Origin of the sequence: Stenotrophomonas sp. CFBP 13724 (assembly GCF_014841975.1) — a bacterium.
Lineage (GTDB): Bacteria > Pseudomonadota > Gammaproteobacteria > Xanthomonadales > Xanthomonadaceae > Stenotrophomonas > Stenotrophomonas lacuserhaii.
In genome coordinates this window covers 1,844,595-1,865,122 of the sequence record NZ_JACYUW010000001.1, presented here as the reverse complement: position 1 = coordinate 1,865,122, position 20,528 = coordinate 1,844,595, and the positions used below count along the sequence as shown (strand labels likewise).

Below are 20,528 nucleotides of genomic sequence, written 5' to 3'. Positions count from 1 at the left end.
GACCTATTTGCGACGCCCGCCGGGTGACCATTGGGACTGGCTCTGCAGGCGAGGTAACAGGTGGACGTAAGCAACAAGCGCAGCCTCCGGCAATTGGTCGGCCCGGTGGGAATGGGCTACCTGCGCAGGGCCGTGCCGCCGCCGTGGGTGTGGACGGCGCTGGTTGCCCTGGTGGCGGCCGGGTGCCTGATCGAACTGCCGGTGACGGCGGCTGCGGCCTTGGTGGCCAGTGCGGTGGTGGTGCACTGGCCACGCCGCAAGCGACCCTCGCTGGGCTATTGGCGCCTGCTGGGCCTGCTGTTGCTGGCGGTGCTGGCGTGGGCGCCGGAGCCGGACGTTCTGTCCCAATGGTTCGAGCATGGCTTGGCGATCGCGCTGCTGGCGTTGGCCATGGTGAGCGCACTGACCCACGTGCTGCAGGCGCGTCGGTTGTCGCGCCGTCTACAGCAGGCGGCCGATGCGATGGATGACTCGCGGCTGTTGGCGTTGCTGCCGGGCGAAGCGGCGACGCTGGCGAATCGCTGGCGCGCGGGTGATGACAGCCATGCCGACGAGCTGGCCGTGGTGATGCACCTGGCCGTGATGCACGCGGCGTTGTCGCCGCGGATGAAGGGCGGGGCGGTGGACGTCTGAGGGGGCGGGGAGGTCGTGACGACCAACGGTCGTCACCCACCAGAGCGACGCATTGACGGCCAAGGGCCGTCCCTACCGGACTATCTGGGTGGTAGCGCCGAGCCATGCTCGGTGAGCGTAGCGGCCCGGGCGACAGCAACAGCGTGACGACCAACGGTCGTCACCCACCGGAGCGAAGAATCGACGACCAACGGACGTCACCCGCCCCAATAGCACGGGCGGTCAGGCGTCGCGATTGCCGCGGCGCATGACCCGCGACTTTTCAATCGCCCATTCGCGGTCCTTGGCGGCGTCACGCTTGTCGTGGTCCTGCTTGCCCTTTGCCAGCGCCACTTCCAGCTTGATCTTGTTCTTGCTCCAGTACATCGCGGTGGGGACGATGGTGTAGCCATCGCGCTCCACCTTGCCGACCAGCTTGTCGATCTCGCTCCGATGCAGCAGCAGTTTGCGCTCGCGGCGGTCTTCGGCCACCACGTGGGTGGACGCCTGGATCAACGGGGTGATCTGCGCGCCGATCAGGAAGATCTCACCCTGCTTCACATAGGCATATGCGTCAACGATGTTGCCGCGGCCTGCACGGATCGATTTCACTTCCCAGCCCTGCAGGGCGAGGCCCGCCTCGAAGCGCTCCTCGATGTGGTATTCGTGCCGGGCACGCTTGTTCAACGCGATGGTTTTGTTGGCCGTCGCGTTCTTTGCTTTATCCTTGCTGCTGTTCTTGCTCATTCCCGTATTGTCTCCGATTCGGGCCCGCCCGGTCGATCACCTGCAGCCGAACCTGAAATGCCTACCATCCGTCGAAGCGCCCTGGTTGAACACTCCGCGGCGCGCATGTTTGATCTGGTCAACGATATCGCCGCCTATCCGCGTCGCTTCCGTTGGTGTTCGGCCGCGCAGATCCTGGAAGAGGGCGAACAGCGCCTGGTCGCCCGGCTGGACCTTGGACTGGGCTCGTTCTCGACCTGGTTCATGACCGAAAACACCCTGGTACGCCCTGCATCCATCGACATGAAGCTGCGTGATGGTCCGTTCAAGCGCCTGCACGGGCGTTGGGAGTTCCATTCGCTGGCCGAAGACGCCTGCAAGGTCAGCCTGGAACTGGAATTCGAACCGAAGTCACGGCTGCTGGCGCCGGCGCTGGCGCTGGGCTTCCAAGGGCTGGCCGACCGCATGGTCAACGATTTCGTGCGTGTGGCTGACGAGCAGGAGTGAGCTGGTGATCCGGGTGCAGGTAGTGCTGGCCTGGCCGGAGCGGGTGCTTGATCGCACGCTGGAGCTGGCCGAAGGCGCCACGGTGGCCGAAGCCGTCGTGGCTGCGGCGCTGGAAGGCGGCGACGCATGCCCTGCGGTGGCGGTTCACGGAGTCATGGCGCGTACCGACCAGGTGCTGCAGGACGGCGACCGAGTAGAGCTGTTGCGCCCGCTGCTGGCCGACCCGAAGGACAACCGTCGGCGGCGGGCGAAGGCGCAGCCCAGGTAGGTGGGGCGGTAAGGCTGTGACCACCAACGGTCGTCACCCACCAGGCTGGGAATCACCCACCAGGTTGTGCATCATCCGCCAGGTTCAGGTTGGCGCGGTTGACGGCCAGCGGCCGTCACTACCGGGTCAGCCGCCGCCCTTCTTCTTTTCTTTCGGCAGGTTGCGGCCGAACTGCCGCACCGTCTGCGTGGCCAGCTTGGAATCCTGGGCCGGGAAGTAATCGCCTTCCCAGCGGGTGACCACATCGTTTTCGAAGTACACGGTGAAGTTCTTCGTTTCGGTACGGCCCACGCGGTCGATGCGCTGGCTGGCCATGTAGTCCCAGCGCTGGGCATGGAACGGGTCGGCCACCGAGGGGGTGCCCAGCAGGGCGTTGACCTGCTGCTTGCTCTGCCCGACCTGCAGCTTGGACACGGCATCTTCCCGGACCAGGTTGCCCTGATAGATGGGTTGCTTATAGATGATGCCGCAGCCCGTGGTGGACAGGGCAACGGCGGCGACCAGCAGGAGATTGCGCATCGGGAATCGCGTTTGGGGAAATCGATCCGATGATACACTCCCGGCGTGCCACCGCGACCCAATCCGAGGCAGCTGGCGCTAAATCGCCAATGAACGGAGACATATGGAAACCCACGACCTGCGCAAAGTCGGCCTGAAGGTGACCCATCCGCGGATGCGGATCCTGGCGTTGCTCGAACAGCGCAATGCCCAGAACCACCAGCACCACATGACCGCCGAAGACATCTACCGCCAGTTGCTGGAGCACGGTGATGAGATCGGCCTGGCCACGGTTTACCGTGTCCTGACCCAGTTCGAGGCCGCCGGCCTGGTGCTGAAGCATAATTTCGAAGGCGGCCAGGCCGTCTATGAACTGGACCGCGGCGGCCATCACGACCATATGGTGGACGTGGATTCGGGCAACGTGATCGAGTTCGAAAGTGCTGAAATCGAGGAGCTGCAGCGCAAGATCGCAGCCGATCACGGGTATGAGCTGGAGGAGCACTCGCTGGTTCTCTACGTGCGCAAGAAGCGCCGCTGAGTCCTGGCATGAGCGTTGACGAAAAACCCCGGGCGTGCCCGGGGTTTTTCGTTCAGGCATTCCGCCGAGCATGGTTCGGCGCTACCAGAGTGAGCGGTAGCGCCGACCCATGGTCGGCGAGCGCAGCGGACCGTGGCGCCAGCGGGCCGTCAGGCGGCCCGCCCGCAGGTCAGCCCGCCAGCAGCTTCCTGGCCGCCGCGCGTGCTTCCTTGCTGACTTCCACCCCGCCCAGCATGCGCGCCAGTTCTTCTTCGCGGGCCTTGGTGTCCAGCTTTTCCACCGCGCTCTGGGTCATGCCCTCCACCGGCGCCTTGCTGACGCGGTAATGCGCGTGGCCCTTCGACGCGACCTGCGGCAGGTGGGTAACGCACAGCACCTGACGCTTTTCGCCGAGCGCGCGCAGCTTCTGCCCGACGATGTCGGCCACCGCGCCGCCGATGCCCGAATCGACTTCGTCAAACACCATGGTCGGCACCGCATCCAGGTCCAGCGCGGCCACTTCGATGGCCAGCGAGATACGTGACAGCTCGCCACCGGAAGCCACCTTGCGCAGGGGGCGCGGCGGCTGGCCGGCATTGGCGGCCACCAGGAACTCCACCCGTTCGGCGCCCTGCGGATCCGGCTTGGCCAGGTCCTGCGGTTCCAGCTGGATCAGGAACTGGCCGCCGCCCATGCCCAGTTCGGCGATCAGCCCGGTGGTGGTGGTGGATAGTTCGGCCGCTGCGCGCTGGCGCCCGGCGCTGAGCAGCGCCGCCTGTTCACGCCAGGCGGCCGCAGCCTTTTCGATTTCCCCGGCCAGCTTCTGCAGGCGCACGTCAGCCCCCCGCAGCTGCTCGACTTCGGCCTGCATGCGGTCGCGCTGGGCGGCCAGCTCTTCCATCGGCACGCGGTGCTTGCGGGCCAGGTCATGCAGGCGGCCCAGCCGGCGCTCGTTGTCTTCGAACTGCTCCGGGTCGGCATCCAGGTCATCATGCACGCGGTCCAGCAGGCTCAGCGCTTCCTGCAATTGGATGCTGGCGCTGTCGATCAGCGCATCCACCTCGCCCAGCCGGGCATCGTGTTCGATCATCCGCCCCAGGTCGCCGCGCACCTGCGCCAGCAGCCCCAGCGCGGAGGCGTCGTCGTCCCCGTTGATGCGGGTGGTGGCGGTATCGCAGGTGGTCAGCAGGGCGCTGGCGTGGGCCTGGCGGCGATGGCTGGCGCCCAGCGCGATGATCGATTCGGGTTCCAGCTCTTCGCGTTCCAGTTCGCGCAGTTGGTGTTCCAGGAAGCCGATGCGGTCGCTGACATCGCCCTGCTGGGACAGCGCCGCGGCTTCGTCGACCAGCGTCTGCCAGCCGGCTGCAGCCACCCGCACGGCGCGGCGCTGCTCGGCGTTGCTGGCATAGGCATCGAGCAGGGCCAGCTGCGAAGGCCGGGTCAGCAGCGCCTGCTGTTCGTGCTGGCCGTGGATTTCCACCAGCAGGCCGGCCAGTTCAGTGAGCTGGGAAATGGTCACCGGGCGGCCGTTGATCCAGGCCCGCGAGCCGCCGTCGGCGCGGATGACCCGGCGCAGCTGGCATTGTTCGTCGTCGTCCAGTTCGTTGTCGGCCAGCCAGCGGCGGGCGCCGGCGAGCTGCTCCAGCGCGAACTCGGCCGACAACTCGGCGCGCGGGGCGCCGTGGCGCACCACGCCGCTGTCGGCGCGCAGGCCGGACAGGAAGCCCAGCGCGTCCACCATCAGCGATTTGCCCGCGCCGGTTTCGCCCGAAACCACGGTCATGCCGGGGCCGAACTCCAGTTCAGTGGCGCGGACAACAGCGAAATCCTTGATTGATAAGTGTCTGAGCATGGTCCAGTAGGTCTCTCAAGCCGCGCAACGCTAGCACGCACGGTGGCATGCACCAATGACTTGCCAAGCGTCCTTCCCGGCATTATCTAGGAGGGGAGTCTCACAGGCTGATCCAATGCCGCCGTCTTTCGACCAACTTGCCCCACGTTCGCGGCACCTGCTGCGTACCCTGATCGCCCGCCACATCCAGGATGGCGAGCCGGTCGGGTCGGCAACGCTTGCGCGCACGGCGGGGCTGGATGTCAGCGCGGCGACCATCCGCAACATCCTGGGCGACCTGGAAGACCTGGGGCTGCTCAGTTCGCCGCATACTTCGGCCGGGCGCATTCCCACCGCGCACGGCTACCGGGTGTTCGTGGACAGCCTGGTGCAGATGCATCCGCCGGGCGAGCAGGACCTGAGCCGCCTGCGCAGCGAGCTGGCCAGTGGCGCCGGCACCCAGGCGCTGCTCGGCAGTGCCTCCGAGCTGCTGTCGGCGATGAGCCATTTCGTCGGCGTGGTCAGTGCGCCCACGCGGGAGCAGTTCGCCTTCCGCCAGATCGATTTCGTGGCGCTGGACGCCCATCGCGTGCTGGCAATCGTGGTGTTCGCCGACAGCGAGGTGCAGAACCGGGTGATCGAGGCCCGCAGGCCTTGGGAGCCGGGCGAGCTGGAGCAGGTCGCCAACTACCTGAATACCCACTTCGCCGGGCTTCCGGTGGCGCAGATACGCCGCCGCCTTCTGCACGAGCTGCGCGATACCCGCAGCGAGATGGAACAGCTGCTGGCGCACAGCATCGAGCTGGCCGAGCAGGCGCTGCAGCCGCCGGCCAACGACATGCTGGTAGCCGGCCAGACCCGCCTGATGGGCGTGCAGGACCTGTCCGACCTGGAACGGCTGCGCGAGTTGTTCGAGCTGTTTTCGAGCAAGCGCGAGATACTGCAACTGCTGGAGCGCACCATCCAGGCGCCGGGCGTGCGCATCTTCATTGGCGAAGAAACCGGGGTGGTGCCGCTGGAAGGCGTCTCGCTGGTCACTGCGCCGTATATCGCCGATGGCCAGGTGCTGGGCGTTCTGGGGGTGATCGGGCCGAAGCGGATGGCCTACGACCGGATGATCCCGCTGGTGCAGGCCACCGCCGAGGTGCTCGGGGCGGCCTTTTCGCCGGGATCGGGCAACGCGATGACCCGCGGCGCTTGAAACGCAGTTTCCCGCCCACACTAGGTGGGATGGAGGCGGGGAGTCACCGCCAGGGAAACGCACATGAACCAAGATCATCACGATATCGAATCCAACCCGGCCGCCGACGAGGCCGCTGCGGCCCACCACGACCAGCTGGAGCAGCTGCGCGGTGAGCTGGAGCAGGTCAAGGCCGATGCGCTGCGTGAGCGCGCCGACCTGGACAACCAGCGCAAGCGCATGACCCGGGACGTGGAACAGGCCCGCCGTTTCGCCAACGAGAAGCTGCTCGGCGAGCTGTTGCCGGTGTTCGACAGCCTGGACGCCGGCCTGAAGGCGGCAGGCGAGGACGCCAGCCCGCTGCGCGACGGCCTTGAAATGACCTACAGGCAGCTGCTGAAGGTGGCCGCAGACAACGGACTGGCACTGCTCGACCCGACCGGACAGCCCTTCAACCCGGAGCACCACCAGGCGATCAGCCAGGTCGATGCCAACGGCGCCGCCCCGGGCAGCGTGGTGCAGGTGTTCCAGAAGGGGTACCTGCTCAACGACCGCCTGCTGCGCCCGGCGCTGGTGGTGGTCGCGCGCGACTGACCGCGAACCGGGAATGCCGGTGCGCCGGGCATGGCCCGGCGCGGCCTGGATCCTGAATCATGGAATACAGCGTCCCGGGATGGCTTGAATGTTCCACGAGCCTCCCCCACATCCCATTCATACACCGGCTGCGGCCGGATTAACCGAATAATCTTCAGGAGTCCCCCATGGGCAAGATCATTGGTATCGACCTCGGCACCACCAACTCGTGCGTGGCGATCATGGACGGCGGCAAGGCCCGCGTCATCGAAAACTCGGAAGGCGATCGCACCACCCCGTCGATCGTGGCCTACACCAAGGACGGCGAAGTCCTGGTGGGTGCCTCGGCCAAGCGCCAGGCGGTCACCAATCCGAAGAACACTTTCTACGCGGTGAAGCGCCTGATCGGCCGCAAGTTCACCGACGCCGAAGTGCAGAAGGACATCGCCCACGTGCCGTACGGCATCCTGGCCCACGACAATGGCGATGCCTGGGTGTCCACCAGCGATGCGCGCAAGATGGCGCCGCAGGAAATCTCCGCCAAGGTGCTGGAGAAGATGAAGAAGACCGCCGAGGATTATCTCGGTGAGAAGGTCACCGAAGCGGTCATCACCGTGCCGGCGTACTTCAACGACAGCCAGCGCCAGGCCACCAAGGACGCAGGTCGCATCGCCGGCCTGGACGTCAAGCGCATCATCAACGAGCCGACCGCGGCCGCGCTGGCCTATGGCCTGGACAAGGGTGACAACAAGGACCGCAAGATCGTGGTCTACGATCTGGGCGGCGGCACCTTCGACGTGTCGGTGATCGAGATCGCCAACGTCGACGGTGAAAAGCAGTTCGAAGTGCTGGCCACCAACGGTGACACCTTCCTCGGCGGCGAAGATTTCGACAACCGCGTCATCGAGTACCTGGTTGAAGAGTTCAACAAGGACCAGGGCATCGACCTGCGCAAGGATCCGCTGGCCCTGCAGCGTCTGAAGGACGCCGCCGAGCGCGCCAAGATCGAGCTCTCCAGCGCCCAGCAGACCGAAGTCAACCTGCCGTACGTGACCGCCGATGCGTCCGGCCCGAAGCACCTGAACATCAAGCTGACCCGCGCCAAGCTGGAGTCGCTGGTGGACGAGCTGATCCGCAAGTCGATCGAGCCGTGCCGCGTTGCGTTGAATGACGCCGGCCTGCGCTCGAGCGACATCAGCGAGGTCATCCTGGTCGGTGGCCAGACCCGCATGCCGAAGGTGCAGCAGGCGGTGACCGAGTTCTTCGGCAAGGAGCCGCGCAAGGACGTCAACCCGGACGAAGCCGTGGCACTGGGTGCGGCGATCCAGGGTGGCGTGCTCGGCGGCGACGTCAAGGACGTGCTGCTGCTGGACGTGACCCCGCTGTCGCTGGGCATTGAAACGATGGGCGGTGTGTTCACCAAGATCATCGAAAAGAACACCACCATCCCGACCAAGGCCTCGCAGGTGTTCTCCACCGCCGAGGACAACCAGTCGGCGGTGACGGTGCACGTGCTGCAGGGTGAGCGCGAGCAGGCCCGCTTCAACAAGTCGCTGGCCAAGTTCGACCTGTCCGGCATCGAGCCGGCACCGCGCGGCCTGCCGCAGGTGGAAGTGTCCTTCGACATCGACGCCAACGGCATCCTGCACGTGTCGGCCAAGGACAAGAAGACCAACAAGGAACAGAAGGTCGAGATCAAGGCCGGTTCGGGCCTGTCCGAGGACGAGATCGCGCGGATGGTGGCCGATGCCGAAGCCAACCGCGAAGAAGACAAGAAGTTCCAGGAACTGGTGCAGGCCCGCAACCAGGCCGATGCGCTGATCCACGGCACCCGTTCGGCGATCACCGAACACGGCAGCAAGGTCGGTGGCGATGTGATCGGCAAGGTCGAGGCCGCACTGGCCGACCTGGAAACGGCGATGAAGGGCGACGACAAGGCGCAGATCGAATCGCGCTCGAAGGCACTGGAAGAAGCCGGCCAGGCGCTGTTCGCCGCCGCTTCGGCCGGTGACCAGGGCGGCGCCCCGGGGGCCGACGCCGGCGCCGGTGCCAAGCACGACGACGTCGTCGATGCCGAGTTCACCGAAGTAAAGGACGACAAGAAGTCCTGATCCAGACCGACGCGGGACGTTGCCTCGCGCAGCGTCCCGTCGTCGCATCAGGGTCCTGGCCGCCGCGAGGCGAGTCGGGGCGCCCGACGCAGGAGCGGACCTTGTCCGCTTTTCTGCTTTGACGAATCCCGACGTACCGGAAAGCGATCCACTCCATGAGCAAGCGCGATTATTACGAAGTCCTGGGCGTTGCCCGCACTGCCACTGACGAAGAGCTGAAGAAGGCCTACCGCCGCTGTGCGATGAAGCACCATCCCGACCGCAACCCGGGTGATGCGGCCGCCGAAGCGGCGTTCAAAGAGTGCAAGGAAGCCTACGAAATCCTGTCCGACGGCAACAAGCGACGGATGTACGACGCCCACGGGCATGCTGCGTTCGAACACGGCATGGGCGGTGGTGGCGGCGGTCCGGGTGGTCCGGACATGAATGATATTTTCGGCGACATCTTCGGCAATATCTTCGGAGGTGGCGCCGGTGGCCAGCGCCAGGCCCGTCGCGGTGCCGACATCGGTTACGTGATGGAACTGGACCTGGAAGAAGCGGTGCGCGGCATCGAGCGTCGTATCGAAATCCCGACCCTGGCCGAGTGCGGCGACTGCGATGGCAGCGGTTCGGAAGACGGCAAGGTGGAAACCTGCAGCGTCTGCCACGGCCGTGGCCAAGTGCGCATCCAGCGCGGCATCTTCGCCATGCAGCAGGCGTGTCATCACTGCAACGGGCGCGGGCAGACCATCGCCCAGCCGTGCAAGACCTGCCACGGCAATGGCCGCGTGGAAGAGGACAAGGTGCTGTCGGTGAAGGTGCCTGCGGGCGTGGATACCGGCGACCGCATCCGTCTGGCCGGTGAAGGCGAAGCCGGTCCGGCCGGTACCCAGCCGGGCGATCTGTACGTGGAAGTGCGGGTGCGCGAGCACGCCATCTTCCAGCGCGACGGCGACGACCTGCATTGCGAAGTGCCGATCCGTATTTCGCAGGCCTCGTTGGGCGACAGCATCCGCGTGGCCACGCTGGGCGGCGAAGCGGAGATCCGCATTCCGGCTGAAACCCAGACCGGCAAGCTGTTCCGCCTGCGCGGCAAGGGCGTGCGTTCGGTGCGCAGCCGCACCGAGGGTGACCTGTACTGCCGCGTGGTGGTAGAAACCCCGGTCAACCTGACGCCGGACCAGCGCAAGCTGATGGAACAGTTCGAAGCCACCTTTGTCGGCGAAGACGCCCGCAAGCACTCGCCGAAGTCGGCGACGTTCATCGATGGCGTCAAGGGCTTCTGGGACCGGATGACCTCCTGACGCCCGGTAGTGACGGCCGCTGGCCGTCCCGCCCGACGCCACCGCTCTGGTAGCGACGGCCGCTGGCCGTCCTCCCCTTGCGCTTCCGGTGGGTGACGACCGTTGGTCGTCACGGGCGTAAAATGGGCTGATGAGCGAATCCCTCGAAAACCACCTGGTCCACGGCCGTCGCCAGCGCCCCGACGGCCCGTCGCCGGTCGATGTCATTTCGGTCCAGTCCCAGCTTGTCTACGGCCACGCCGGCAACAGCGCCGCAGCACCTCCGCTGCGGGCACTGGGCCTCCGTGTGGCCGAAGTGCCGACCACGCTGCTTAGCAACGCGCCCTTTTACGAAACCACCCGCGGGCGCGTCTTGCCGGCGGACTGGTTTGCCGACCTGCTGCGCGGTGCCAGCGAACGCGGCCTGCCGCAGCGGGCGCGGATGCTGGTATCCGGCTATTTCGGCAGCGTCGACAACGGCGCGGCGTTCGCGGACTGGCTGGATCAGACCCTGCCGGCGTGCCCGCAACTGCGCTACTGCCTGGATCCGGTGATCGGCGATACCCACACCGGTCCCTACGTCGAACCCGGCCTGGAGAAAGTCTTCGCCGAGCGCCTGCTGCCGCATGCGTGGCTGGTCACGCCCAATGCCTTCGAGCTGGGCCGCCTGACCGGCATGCCCGCGCTGGCGCAGGACGACGCCATTGCCGCCGCCCGCGTGCTGCTGGGCCGTGGGCCGACGTGGGTGTTGGCGCACAGTGTTTCCGGCGACGGTGGCGAACTGGTGACGCTGGCGGTGAGCGCGTCCGGCGTCTGGCGCTGGACCTCGCCGCTGCTGCCGGTGGACGTGGCTGGCACCGGCGATGTGCTGATGGCCTTGATCGTGGCGTTCCTGCTGCGCGGCGAGGACATGCAGCAGGCGATAGGCCGCGCCGTGTCGGGCACCCATGCGGCACTGGAAGCCACGCTGGCCAACGGCCACGAAGAGTTCGACGTGCATGCCGCTGCACCGGCTGCGTTGGCGCAGCCGCATCGATTTGCCGTGGAGCAGCTGGAATGAGCGCATCGCCGCAGGTGATCGGTATCGTCGGCAGCGCCGGCGCGTATGGCCGCTGGCTGACCCGCTTCTTCGAACAGCGCCTGCAGCTGCAGGTGATCGGCCATGATCCTGCCGATGCCACCTCGCATACACCAGAGCAGTTGCTGGAACAGGCCGACGTGCTGTTGTTCTCAGCGCCGATCCGGCATGCGCCCGCGCTGATGGCCGAGTACGTGCAGGCATCGGCAGGCCGCGAGGCGGGTCGATTGTGGCTGGACGTCACCTCGGTGAAAGAGGCCCCGGTGCAGGCGATGCTGGCCTCGCAGGCGGACGTCGTGGGCCTGCATCCGATGACCGCGCCGCCCAAGTCTCCGACGCTGAAGGGCAGGGTGATGGTGGTCTGCGAAGCCCGCGTGCAGCGCTGGCAGCCGTGGCTCAACGAGCTGTACGCGGCCCTGCAGGCCGAGTGCGTGCGTGCCACGCCGGCCCACCACGACAAGGTGATGGCGCTGGTGCAGGCGATGGTGCATGCGGGGCACCTGGCGCAGGCCGGCGTGCTGCGCGGCTATGCGGCCGAACTCGGCGATCTTTCCGCGCTGCTGCCGTATCGATCGGCGTCCTTCGAGCTGGATACGGCGATCATCTCGCGGATCCTGTCGTTGAACCCGGCGATCTACGAGGATATCCAGTTCGGCAATCCGCACGTGGCGCCGATGCTGGAGCGCTTGATCGGCCAGCTGCAGCAGTTGCAGCTGCAGGTGCAGCAGGGCGACGACGCGGCACGCGCGGGGTTCCGCCAGCAGATGTTGCAGGCCAATCGTGATGCGTTCGGCGAACAGGTGCTTGCCGACGGCAACTACACCTTCGAGCGTATGGGTTACCTGCTGGCCGACCTGACCGAACGCCAAGCATTGTCGGTACACCTGCCGGAGGATCGTCCCGGTTCCCTGCGCGCGCTGTTGCATGTGTTCGAGCAGCACCAGGTGAGCCTGGCCTCGATCCATTCCTCGCGCACGCCGGGTGGCGACGTGCATTTCCGCATCGGTTTCGTGCCCGGCAGCAGCGACATGGCGATCGCCGCGGCGGCGGCAGAAGTGGACGACAGCGGGATTGGTCGGGTACTGACACGCTGACGGTTTCATCCACAGGCGGTGTGGATGGTTATCGCACAAACATGTGGATAACAGGCCGCAGCCCTTGCGGGCAAACGCTGTCAAGATGGGTGGCGAAAATTACGCCACCAGGTGTCGAGGTTTTCTGACAGGCGGGCCTTGGTAGGGCCGACCCATGGTCGGCCGAATGTCCCCGCCGACGGCCCGCTGCGCTCGCCGACCATGGGTCGGCGCTACCGCTTTTCTTTTTCCATTGCGCGGCGAGCGGCCACCGGAACCTGTCGAAGGGCCGGGCGGTGGGGTTGCGCGGTGGGATTGGGCGGGGGCGTTGAGCGCCATGGATGGCGCGAAACAAGGCCCGCAGGAGCGGCTCTTGCCGTCCCCCGACCAGCCCCACCGCCCGGCGCCAATCACGTAAACCGCTGTAAGCCGCCCGCCGCGAGGGGGGGGCCACCCGTTCGACCCCTCAGATGCTCAACCGCACATCGCCCCCGGGCGTCACGAACTCCCGCCCGCTGCGCACCAGCACACGCCCATCCTCCAGTTCGTAACGTGGCTCGGCGCGCTGGTCCTGCGCAGATGCATCTTCCGGCTTGAACTCGAGAATGATGCGGCTTTCGCCATTGGAATCGGTCGCGGGAAACTGACGGAACGACATCGTCTACCTCCTTCACTCCAAGGGTCTGCGGGGCAAGCGTGCGCCGCCGCTTGTTATCCGCGCGTGGTCAGTCGATGAACTGCAGGCGAGCCAGTTCCGCGTACAGGCCGCCTTCGGCCAGCAGCTGTTCGTGGGTGCCCTGGGCAATGATGCGGCCGTGGTCCATCACCACGATGCGGTCGGCCTTGAGGATGGTTGCCAGGCGATGCGCGATCACCAGCGTGGTGCGGCCTGCCATCAGGCGTTCAAGCGCCTGCTGCACGGCGCGTTCGCTCTGCGCGTCCAGCGCGCTGGTCGCTTCGTCCAGCAACAGGATCGGGGCATCCTTCAACAGGGCGCGGGCGATGGCGATGCGCTGCTGCTGGCCACCGGAAAGGCGTGCGCCGCGCTCGCCCAGTTCGCTGTCATACCCTTCCGGCAGCGCACGCAGGAACTCATCGGCTTCGGCGGCGCGGGCAGCGGCTTCCACCTCGGCATCGCTGGCTTCCAGTCGTCCATAGCGGATGTTGTCGCGTGCGCTGGCGGCGAACAGGGTGGGCTGCTGCGGCACCAGCGCCAGCTGGGCGCGCAGCGCCGCTGGGTCCATCGCGCGCAGGTCGATGCCGTCCACGCTCAACGCACCGGAGCGCGGATCGTGGAAACGCAGCAGCAGCTGCAGCACGGTGCTCTTGCCGGCACCGGAGGGGCCCACCAGCGCGACCGTTTCGCCGTGCCGCACGTGCAGGCTGAAATGCTCCAGCGCGGCAGTGTCCGGGCGCTGCGGGTAGTGGAACACCACGTCGTCGAAACGGATCTCGCCGCGCAACGGAACCGGCAATACCGCCGGCGAGGCCGGCGCGCGGATCTCAACGTCTTCCTGCAGCAGTTCACTGATGCGCCCCATGCCACCGGACGCGCGCTGCAGTTCGTTCCACACTTCGGCCAGCGCCCCCACCGACCCGCCACCGATCAGCGCGTACAGCACGAACTGTCCGAGCGTACCGGCAGACAGGCGACCGGCGATCACGTCATGCGCGCCCAGCCAGAGCACGCCGACGATGGCGCCGAACACCAGCAGGATGGCACTGGCGGTGACCAGCGACTGCGCGCGGATGCGCCGCCGGGCAGCACGGATCGAGTCTTTCAGCGCATGGTCGAAGCGGCCGCGTTCGTAGGGCTCGCGTGCGTGTGACTGTACGGTGCGGACCGCGCCCAGGGTTTCAGCGGCCAGGCTGTTGGCGTCGGCGATGCGGTCCTGGCTGTCGCGCGAAATCCCGCGCAGACGGCGCGCACCCAGCACTATCGGCAATACCGCCAGGGGAATCCCGAGCAGGGCCCAGGCGGCCAGCCGCGGGCTGGTCACGAACAGCATCACCAGGCTGCCGACCACGGTGACGCTGCTGCGCAGTGCCACCGACATGGTGGAGCCGATCACGCTGCGCAGCAGTTCGCTGTCGGCGGTCAGGCGCGAGACCAGTTCACCACTGCGATTGCGGTCATGGAAGCCGGCGCCGAGCGTGATCAGGTGGCCGTACAGCTGCGCGCGCAGGTCGGCGACGACCTTTTCGCCGAGCAGCGAGACGAAGAAGAAACGCGCGGCGGTTGCCAGCGCCATCACCACCGCCACCACCATCAGCAGGGCGAAGGCGCGGTTGATCTGGCCGCCGCCGGTGAAGCCATGGTCGATCATCTGCTTGACCGCCGGTGGCAGGCTGAGCGTGGCCGCCGAGGACACCGCCAGCGCCACCAGCCAGGCACTGAACAACCCCGCGTGGCGGCGCACGAAAGGCCACAGCGTACCCAGGCTGCCAAGGCGCTTGAGGGCGGGGCGGGACGCGTCGGTGTCAGTCATCAGGGTGGGACTCGGAAGGAGAGTGCAGGCGTACCCGGTTACGGGTGGCGTCGCGCAGGCGTGTTTTCAATGCATCGTACTGGTCGGCCGGCAGTTCGACCCGCATGCTGGCGCCATCGGCGGTGAAGGTTTCTTCCTGCTTGACCGCCAGGTGAGCGGCGAGGGCGGCGTGCAGTGCGCCCAGGTCCTCGAACGGCGCGTGGATCTGCAGGTGTGCCAGCGCCACCAGCGGCTCACGCGGCGCGGTCCGCAGGCACTCGGCGGCAGTACCGCCGTAGGCGCGCACCAGCCCGCCGGCGCCCAGCTTGATGCCGCCATACCAGCGGGTGACCACCACCATGACCCTGTCGAACCCCTGGCCGTCGATGGCCGCCAGGATCGGGCGGCCGGCGGTGCCTGATGGCTCGCCGTCATCGCTGGAACGGTACTCATTGCCATGCCGGTAGGCCCAGCAGTTGTGCGTGGCATCGGCCACGGCGACCTGCTGCAGGAACTCCAGGGCGTGGCCGGCATCACGGATCGGCGCGGCGTGGGCCAGGAAACGACTGTGCTTGATCTCCAGGCAGTGGTCGACGGCAGCGGCGAGGGTATCGAGCATCCCTGCGATCTTACCGTGCGCACGCCAGGCACGTGCCGACCAGGGCGCGGAGTCAGTCGGCGAGCAGCGGCTGCAGGTCACGCGGGAGGCGGGTTTCCGGGTACTGCGCCAGGTAACGCTCCAGGCTGGCCCGCGCCAGATCCACGTCACCGGCATCACGCCTATGGCGGATCTTCTGCAACCACTGCCGCCGCGTAAGCCGTGCATCGGCCTCCACTTCCTGCTGCACCGCCGCTGCACTCAGTGGTGCCGATGCCGTCGCAGCAGCCACCTCGGCGGTATCCTGCGCGGCCATGTCCTGCGGCGTGCGTGCAGGCTTGGCGAACGCCTCCGCGGCAGGCGCCGGTGCGGCCATCACCGCCGCGGCAGGCGACGGTGCGGCTGGCGGCGCCGGCCGTGATGGGGCCATGCGCGCCGATTCCGCTGCGCGTGCGCGGAATGCCTGCGGCACGGGCGCGGCGTCCACTTGGGCGGGCGCGGTTGCCTGCTCCGGTGCCTCCGGTACCTGCCCCTGCAGGGGCGGCCTCGGCGCTGGCTTTGGTTGCACGCGCTGCATGGCGGCACTGGCAGGCGTTGCAGGTGCTGTATCTGCGATGGGTTCTGGCGCAGGTGGATCAGCTTCCGGTCGGGGAGCGGGCGTGGCCATTTCCTGCAGCGATGGGGCCGGCGGCGGCTCCCGCTGCGGCTGCATCTGCCAGGCCAGCCCGACGGCGAAAACCACCGACGCGGCGATGCCCGCCACCGTCGGCCAACGCGCACGGCGACGCTGCCGACGCGGAGCCTGCGTCGGTGCCTCGTCCGCGCCCATGGGCCCGGCATCCTGCCCGGCGGGCGCGGACTGCACCGAGGCCCGCGCGGCGGCCAGCACGGCGGCATCCACGGCGGGCGGCGGTGCCTTGTCCAGCCGGCCACCCAGCAGCCGGGCCAGTTCGCGCTCTTCAGGGGTGAGGGGATCGCGGCTGTTCATGGGGCCAATCCTGCACGCAGTTTGTCCATCGCATAGCGCAGGCGCGACTTGACGGTTTCCCGGCCGACGCCGGTGACCTCGGCGATCTCCTCCAGGCTGAGTTCCTGCTCCAGTCGAAGCAGCAGCACCTCGCGTTGCTCCGCCGGCAAGGCATCCATCGCCTGCTGCACCCGGCGCCGTTGTTCGAAGCCGCTCAGTTCGGTTTCCGGGGTGTGGCCGTCGACCACCCCTTCCACCCGCGCTTCGGCGTCAGCCGGTGCGGGTGGGCGGTGGCGCGCCGCGCGCCAATGATCGTTCAGGCGGTTATGCGCGATACGGAACAGCCAGGTGCTGAAGGCGGCGTCCGGCTGCCAGCCGGCGCGGGCGGCGATCACCCGCTGCCACACATCCTGGAACATTTCCTCGGCCAGGCCGGGGTCGCGCAGCTGGCGCACCAGGAACCCGTGCAGGCGCCGGCGGTGGCGCTCGTACAGCGCCTGGAAGGCGGGCAGGTCGCCGCCGGCCCAGGCCAGCATCAAGGCTTCATCGGTTGGCAGGGCGGCGGTATCCACGGGGGACAGGGTAAGGCCTGCCCGCGGCGGCGCATAGCCGCTCATCAGGGGGCGCAGGGAGGTGGCCGAGGGAGCAGGAATGGGCATGTCCGGAGCGTCAACGCGCGCAGGGGCGGAACGGGGTTGCGGCACGACAAATTCAGGTCGCGGAAAGCGCTATGCTCCGCGCACAGGGGAGGTGTCGGGAGTTCCCGCGCCATGGGGTCGTCATGTTGTCCAGTCAGATCGTTGCACCCACGATGGAAACACCGGGCAATGCGGTGGTGACCAGCGGCTTGCTGGAGGCCCTGTGTGGCCTGTTGCCGGGCCACGCCTGTCTGTGGGTGGACTGGGACGATCCGCTGCTGGGGCAGGGGAGCCAATGCCATCCGCCGCAGGCGATGCCGTCATTGCGCGCGGCCGGGACGCAGCAGGCGCAGCACGAGCAATGGCAGCACGACGGTGCGCGCATCGGCCTGCGTGTCGAAGGCGCAGCGGTGCCCGCGGGCTGGTGGTCGGTCGCCCGCGAAGCCCTTCAACTGGGGCTGCAGCAGGCCCGCCAGGCCGGCCAGATCCACGCCCTGGAAGATGCCAAGCGGCTGCAGCAGGCGCTGTATGAGATCGCCGATCTGTCCGGGGCCGAACTGGAAATGGCCGAGATGCTGCGGCATGTCCATCGCGTCCTCAACACGCTGATGTACGCGCACAACTGCTTCATCGTCGAATATGACGATATCCGGCAGACCATCCGCTTCCTGTACTTCGCCGATCAGATCGATGATTTCGTCGCCGATCCCTCGCGCGCCTATGCCGAAAGTGAGCTGCCGGGGAGCCTGACCTTCGCGCTGCTGCAGCATGGGCACCCGCTCAGTGGCCCCTCGCGCCAGTTGCTGGCCAGCGTGGGCCAGGACGGGCAGCACTGGCGTGGGCCGGAAAGCCTGGATTGGCTGGGCGTGCCGATGCTGCGCGAAGGGCGCGTTTGCGGGGCGATCGTGGTGCAGAGCTATGACCAGCATGACCGCTACGGCGAGGCGGACCGCGCGCTGCTCGGCTTCGTCGCCCAGCACGTGCGCACGGCGATGGACCGGCGCCAGGCGCAGGTGCAGCTGGAGCGGCAGGTGGAACGACGCACGCTGGAACTGCAGCGCGCCAACCGCAGCCTGCAGGATGAGGTCTTCGAACGTCGCCGTGCCGAAAAGCTGCAGGCCGCGCTGTATGGCATCGCCGAACTGGCGATGCAGGCCGAAAGCCTGTCGCAGTTCCATGCGCAGGTCCATGGCATCGTCGGCACCTTGCTGGATGCGCGCAACTTCTACATCGCCCTGGTCAACGAGGCGGGTGATGGGCTCGAGTTCGTCTACTCGGTCGACGAGTACACGGTCACGCGCGCGCCGCGCGCCTTCAGCCAGGGGCTGACCGAACACGTAGTGCGCGAGCGGCGACCGCTGCTGGCCGCACGCGCCGACATCGACGCGATGATCGAAGCCGGCAAGGTGCGAGAGTCCGGTGTGCGCTCGCAGTGCTGGCTCGGTGTGCCACTGCTGCGCGATGACGAAGTGGTCGGGGTGATCGTGGTGCAGAGCTACAGCCCGGACGTGGCCTTCACCGCGCACGACCAGCGCCTGTTGACCTTCGTGGCGCAGAACATCGGCGCAGGACTGGCGCGGCAACGTGACCAGGAGCGGCTGCGGCTGGCCCATGCCGGACTGGAACAACGCGTGGAGGAACGCACCCGCGAACTGGGCGAAGTGAATGAGAAGCTGCTCGGACAGATCGCCGAGCGGTTGCGCGCCGAGCAGCGGTTGACCCACCAGGCCATGCACGATGGCCTGACCGGCCTGCCCAACCGCATCCACCTGCTGGATCGCCTGGAAGATGCGCTGCTGCGCGCGCGCAAAGGTGAGGGCGGCGAATTCGCGGTGCTGTTCCTTGACCTGGATCGCTTCAAGCTGGTCAACGACAGCATCGGCCATGCGGCTGGCGATCAGATGCTGGTCGAGGTGGCCAAGCGCATCGTCTCGATGCTGGGCCCGGACAACGTGGTGGCACGGCTGGGCGGGGATGAGTTCGCCATCCTGCTGCAGTGCCCGCACGGCTTGGCGCAGGCGTTGGAGTTCTCCCAGCGCATGCTGCTGGCGCTGCAGGAGTCAATGTGGGTGGCCGGGCGCGAGCTGTTCCCGTCCGGCAGCCTGGGCATCGCGCTGTGGAATGCGCGCTACCAGCGCGGCGAAGAGCTGCTGCGGGATGCCGATGCGGCGATGTACCGCGCCAAGGCGCAGGGCCACGACCGCTGTGCGATCTTCGACGAGGACATGCGCGAGCAGGCGATGCGCAGCCTGGACCTGGAATCGGACCTGCGGCGGGCGATCATCAACCAGGACTTCCTGCCGTACTACCAGCCCATCGTGCGGCTCACCGATGGCGTGGTGGTAGGCCATGAGGCGCTGTTGCGCTGGCAGCACGAAACCCGCGGGATGCTGCTGCCGGGCGCGTTCCTGGACCTCGGCGAGGGCAGTGGCCTGATCGAGCAGGTGGACTGGCTGATCTACGAACAGGTGATCGCCGGCCTCTCACGCGGCGGTACCGGCTATGTATCGGTCAACGTATCACCGCGGCATTTCCGCTCGGCCGAGTTCAGCAACCGGTTGTTCGGTTTGATCGAAGCCTTCGACGCCGACCCGCACCGGTTGCGCCTGGAGATCACCGAAGTCGCCCTGCTCGATGAAGGTCCACGCACCCTGCGCGTGCTGCAGGCGCTGCGCGAGCGCGGCATCCTGGTGCAGCTGGATGATTTCGGCACGGGCTTCTCGGCGCTGTCCTACCTGCATCGATTCCCGATTTCCACGTTGAAGATCGACCAGAGCTTCATCGCCGGCCTCAACGGCCCGGAAGCGCAGAGCACGCTGGCGCTGGTGGAAGGCGTGGTGTCACTGGCGCGCACGCTCGGCATCAATACCATTGCCGAAGGCATAGAAACCGAAAGCCAGCGCCAGATCCTGCTGGACCTGGGCTGCGACTACGGCCAGGGCTACCTGCTGGGTCGCCCGGCACCGCGTTAGACCAGGGCGTTGCGGCGCTTCTCGTCGATCCACTTGGAGGCCTGCGCGGGCTCGTAGCTGCGCATCCAGTCCAGCATCGCGTCGATGTCCGAGCCGTACCAGAGATCGGCGCGCTGGGCCGGGTGCAGGAAGCGTTCTTCGACCATGCGGTCGATCATCCCGATCAGCGGGGCGTAGAAACCGTCCACGTCCAGGAAGGCGCACGGCTTGTTGCCGATGCCGAGCTGGCGCCAGGTCAGCATCTCGAAGATTTCTTCCATGGTGCCGAAGCCACCGGGCAGGGCGACAAAGGCGTCGGACAGCTCGAACATGCGCGACTTGCGCTCGTGCATGGAACCGACCACTTCCAGCGTGGTCAGGCCGCGGTGCGCGACTTCCCAGTCCGCCAGCTGCTGCGGGATCACGCCGGTCACTTCGCCGCCGGCTTCCAGCGCGGCATTGGCCACCGTGCCCATCAGGCCGACGTTGCCGCCGCCGTAGACCAGACGCAGGCCGTCACGGGCGATGCGGTCACCCAGCGCGATCGCGCGTTCGGTATAGATCGGCTTGCTGCCCGCGTTGGAGCCGCAGTAAACACAGAGGGACTTCATCGGGTATTCCTTGAAACGAAAGCGCCCCGCCGGGGGCGGGGTGCGGGATCAGT

At 67.3% G+C, this 20,528-nt stretch carries 20 protein-coding genes; 11 read left to right on the top strand and 9 right to left on the bottom strand.

What is annotated here, in order from left to right:
• Positions 1–111: 111 nt before the first annotated feature.
• Positions 112–633 carry a hypothetical protein gene (locus IFT63_RS08160; RefSeq protein WP_042612311.1) on the top strand — a complete coding sequence of 174 codons (522 nt, stop codon included), beginning with the start codon at positions 112–114 and terminating at the stop codon, positions 631–633.
• A 222-nt stretch (positions 634–855) separates the two neighbouring features.
• Here the strand turns inward: IFT63_RS08160 and smpB are convergent, their stop codons facing one another.
• Positions 856–1,359, bottom strand: coding sequence for an SsrA-binding protein SmpB (smpB, locus tag IFT63_RS08155; protein ID WP_042612310.1), 504 nt, complete (start codon positions 1,357–1,359; stop codon positions 856–858).
• Positions 1,360–1,416: 57 nt separating this feature from the next.
• Between smpB and IFT63_RS08150 the strand changes: the two genes are divergently transcribed.
• Together IFT63_RS08150 and IFT63_RS08145 are read left to right on the top strand one after the other, a co-directional pair.
• Positions 1,417–1,845 (top strand): type II toxin-antitoxin system RatA family toxin, encoded by a 429-nt coding sequence (locus IFT63_RS08150; protein ID WP_192083789.1) that lies wholly within the window; start codon positions 1,417–1,419, stop codon positions 1,843–1,845.
• Positions 1,846–1,849: 4 nt separating this feature from the next.
• On the top strand, positions 1,850–2,113 hold the full coding sequence (locus IFT63_RS08145; RefSeq protein WP_042612308.1) for an RnfH family protein: 264 nt from the start codon (positions 1,850–1,852) through the stop codon (positions 2,111–2,113).
• A gap of 126 nt (positions 2,114–2,239) precedes the next feature.
• Here the strand turns inward: IFT63_RS08145 and bamE are convergent, their stop codons facing one another.
• Complete coding sequence (gene bamE / locus IFT63_RS08140) at positions 2,240–2,632, bottom strand: outer membrane protein assembly factor BamE (protein ID WP_192083788.1); 393 nt, start codon at positions 2,630–2,632, stop codon at positions 2,240–2,242.
• A gap of 103 nt (positions 2,633–2,735) precedes the next feature.
• On the opposite strand from bamE, the gene fur reads away from it, so the two are divergent.
• A complete protein-coding gene (fur, locus tag IFT63_RS08135; RefSeq protein WP_042612306.1) occupies positions 2,736–3,152 on the top strand; it encodes a ferric iron uptake transcriptional regulator in 417 nt (138 codons plus the stop codon).
• 169 nt (positions 3,153–3,321) lie between these two features.
• On the opposite strand, the gene recN is transcribed toward fur, so the two are convergent.
• Positions 3,322–4,983 (bottom strand): DNA repair protein RecN, encoded by a 1,662-nt coding sequence (gene recN, locus IFT63_RS08130; protein WP_192083787.1) that lies wholly within the window; start codon positions 4,981–4,983, stop codon positions 3,322–3,324.
• 115 nt (positions 4,984–5,098) lie between these two features.
• On the opposite strand from recN, the gene hrcA reads away from it, so the two are divergent.
• The 6 genes from hrcA (at position 5,099) to IFT63_RS08100 (ending at position 12,263) form a co-directional block, all read left to right on the top strand.
• Complete coding sequence (gene hrcA, locus IFT63_RS08125; protein WP_042612304.1) at positions 5,099–6,163, top strand: heat-inducible transcriptional repressor HrcA; 1,065 nt, start codon at positions 5,099–5,101, stop codon at positions 6,161–6,163.
• A 63-nt stretch (positions 6,164–6,226) separates the two neighbouring features.
• Positions 6,227–6,736 (top strand): nucleotide exchange factor GrpE, encoded by a 510-nt coding sequence (gene grpE / locus IFT63_RS08120; protein ID WP_042612303.1) that lies wholly within the window; start codon positions 6,227–6,229, stop codon positions 6,734–6,736.
• A gap of 167 nt (positions 6,737–6,903) precedes the next feature.
• Positions 6,904–8,826 carry a molecular chaperone DnaK gene (gene dnaK, locus IFT63_RS08115; protein ID WP_042612302.1) on the top strand — a complete coding sequence of 641 codons (1,923 nt, stop codon included), beginning with the start codon at positions 6,904–6,906 and terminating at the stop codon, positions 8,824–8,826.
• A gap of 155 nt (positions 8,827–8,981) precedes the next feature.
• On the top strand, positions 8,982–10,112 hold the full coding sequence (gene dnaJ, locus IFT63_RS08110; protein WP_042612301.1) for a molecular chaperone DnaJ: 1,131 nt from the start codon (positions 8,982–8,984) through the stop codon (positions 10,110–10,112).
• 130 nt (positions 10,113–10,242) lie between these two features.
• On the top strand, positions 10,243–11,151 hold the full coding sequence (gene pdxY, locus IFT63_RS08105; RefSeq protein WP_042612300.1) for a pyridoxal kinase: 909 nt from the start codon (positions 10,243–10,245) through the stop codon (positions 11,149–11,151).
• Entirely contained in the window at positions 11,148–12,263 is a 1,116-nt protein-coding gene (locus IFT63_RS08100; protein WP_192083786.1) for a prephenate dehydrogenase, read from the top strand. Before pdxY ends, IFT63_RS08100 begins: the two co-directional genes overlap by 4 nt.
• A 445-nt stretch (positions 12,264–12,708) precedes the next feature.
• Here IFT63_RS08100 and IFT63_RS08095 read toward each other — a convergent pair whose 3' ends face one another.
• From IFT63_RS08095 to IFT63_RS08075, 5 genes are all read right to left on the bottom strand, one after another.
• Positions 12,709–12,900, bottom strand: coding sequence for a hypothetical protein (locus IFT63_RS08095; protein ID WP_192083785.1), 192 nt, complete (start codon positions 12,898–12,900; stop codon positions 12,709–12,711).
• A gap of 67 nt (positions 12,901–12,967) precedes the next feature.
• Complete coding sequence (locus IFT63_RS08090) at positions 12,968–14,731, bottom strand: ABC transporter transmembrane domain-containing protein (RefSeq protein WP_042615413.1); 1,764 nt, start codon at positions 14,729–14,731, stop codon at positions 12,968–12,970.
• Complete coding sequence (locus IFT63_RS08085; RefSeq protein ID WP_192083784.1) at positions 14,724–15,329, bottom strand: YigZ family protein; 606 nt, start codon at positions 15,327–15,329, stop codon at positions 14,724–14,726. Before IFT63_RS08085 ends, IFT63_RS08090 begins: the two co-directional genes overlap by 8 nt.
• 52 nt (positions 15,330–15,381) lie before the next feature.
• Positions 15,382–16,296: a hypothetical protein gene (locus IFT63_RS08080; RefSeq protein ID WP_192083783.1), complete on the bottom strand. Its 915-nt coding sequence runs from the start codon at positions 16,294–16,296 to the stop codon at positions 15,382–15,384.
• Complete coding sequence (locus IFT63_RS08075; protein ID WP_152620713.1) at positions 16,293–16,892, bottom strand: RNA polymerase sigma factor; 600 nt, start codon at positions 16,890–16,892, stop codon at positions 16,293–16,295. Before IFT63_RS08075 ends, IFT63_RS08080 begins: the two co-directional genes overlap by 4 nt.
• A gap of 164 nt (positions 16,893–17,056) precedes the next feature.
• On the opposite strand from IFT63_RS08075, the gene IFT63_RS08070 reads away from it, so the two are divergent.
• Entirely contained in the window at positions 17,057–19,885 is a 2,829-nt protein-coding gene (locus IFT63_RS08070) for an EAL domain-containing protein (protein WP_249404358.1), read from the top strand.
• Here IFT63_RS08070 and IFT63_RS08065 read toward each other — a convergent pair.
• Positions 19,882–20,475, bottom strand: coding sequence for a TIGR00730 family Rossman fold protein (locus IFT63_RS08065; protein WP_057687281.1), 594 nt, complete (start codon positions 20,473–20,475; stop codon positions 19,882–19,884). The genes IFT63_RS08070 and IFT63_RS08065 overlap by 4 nt on opposite strands.
• Between the last annotated feature and the right edge of the window lie 53 nt (positions 20,476–20,528).

Coding starts and splice junctions, on each gene's coding strand:
- IFT63_RS08160 (WP_042612311.1), top strand. CDS start 112: ATGGGCTACCTGCGCAGGGCCGTGCCGCCGCCGTGGGTGTGGACGGCG.
- smpB (WP_042612310.1), bottom strand. CDS start 1,359: ATGAGCAAGAACAGCAGCAAGGATAAAGCAAAGAACGCGACGGCCAAC.
- IFT63_RS08150 (WP_192083789.1), top strand. CDS start 1,417: ATGCCTACCATCCGTCGAAGCGCCCTGGTTGAACACTCCGCGGCGCGC.
- bamE (WP_192083788.1), bottom strand. CDS start 2,632: ATGCGCAATCTCCTGCTGGTCGCCGCCGTTGCCCTGTCCACCACGGGC.
- fur (WP_042612306.1), top strand. CDS start 2,736: ATGGAAACCCACGACCTGCGCAAAGTCGGCCTGAAGGTGACCCATCCG.
- recN (WP_192083787.1), bottom strand. CDS start 4,983: ATGCTCAGACACTTATCAATCAAGGATTTCGCTGTTGTCCGCGCCACT.
- hrcA (WP_042612304.1), top strand. CDS start 5,099: ATGCCGCCGTCTTTCGACCAACTTGCCCCACGTTCGCGGCACCTGCTG.
- grpE (WP_042612303.1), top strand. CDS start 6,227: ATGAACCAAGATCATCACGATATCGAATCCAACCCGGCCGCCGACGAG.
- dnaK (WP_042612302.1), top strand. CDS start 6,904: ATGGGCAAGATCATTGGTATCGACCTCGGCACCACCAACTCGTGCGTG.
- dnaJ (WP_042612301.1), top strand. CDS start 8,982: ATGAGCAAGCGCGATTATTACGAAGTCCTGGGCGTTGCCCGCACTGCC.
- pdxY (WP_042612300.1), top strand. CDS start 10,243: ATGAGCGAATCCCTCGAAAACCACCTGGTCCACGGCCGTCGCCAGCGC.
- IFT63_RS08100 (WP_192083786.1), top strand. CDS start 11,148: ATGAGCGCATCGCCGCAGGTGATCGGTATCGTCGGCAGCGCCGGCGCG.
- IFT63_RS08095 (WP_192083785.1), bottom strand. CDS start 12,900: ATGTCGTTCCGTCAGTTTCCCGCGACCGATTCCAATGGCGAAAGCCGC.
- IFT63_RS08090 (WP_042615413.1), bottom strand. CDS start 14,731: ATGACTGACACCGACGCGTCCCGCCCCGCCCTCAAGCGCCTTGGCAGC.
- IFT63_RS08085 (WP_192083784.1), bottom strand. CDS start 15,329: ATGCTCGATACCCTCGCCGCTGCCGTCGACCACTGCCTGGAGATCAAG.
- IFT63_RS08080 (WP_192083783.1), bottom strand. CDS start 16,296: ATGAACAGCCGCGATCCCCTCACCCCTGAAGAGCGCGAACTGGCCCGG.
- IFT63_RS08075 (WP_152620713.1), bottom strand. CDS start 16,892: ATGAGCGGCTATGCGCCGCCGCGGGCAGGCCTTACCCTGTCCCCCGTG.
- IFT63_RS08070 (WP_249404358.1), top strand. CDS start 17,057: ATGTTGTCCAGTCAGATCGTTGCACCCACGATGGAAACACCGGGCAAT.
- IFT63_RS08065 (WP_057687281.1), bottom strand. CDS start 20,475: ATGAAGTCCCTCTGTGTTTACTGCGGCTCCAACGCGGGCAGCAAGCCG.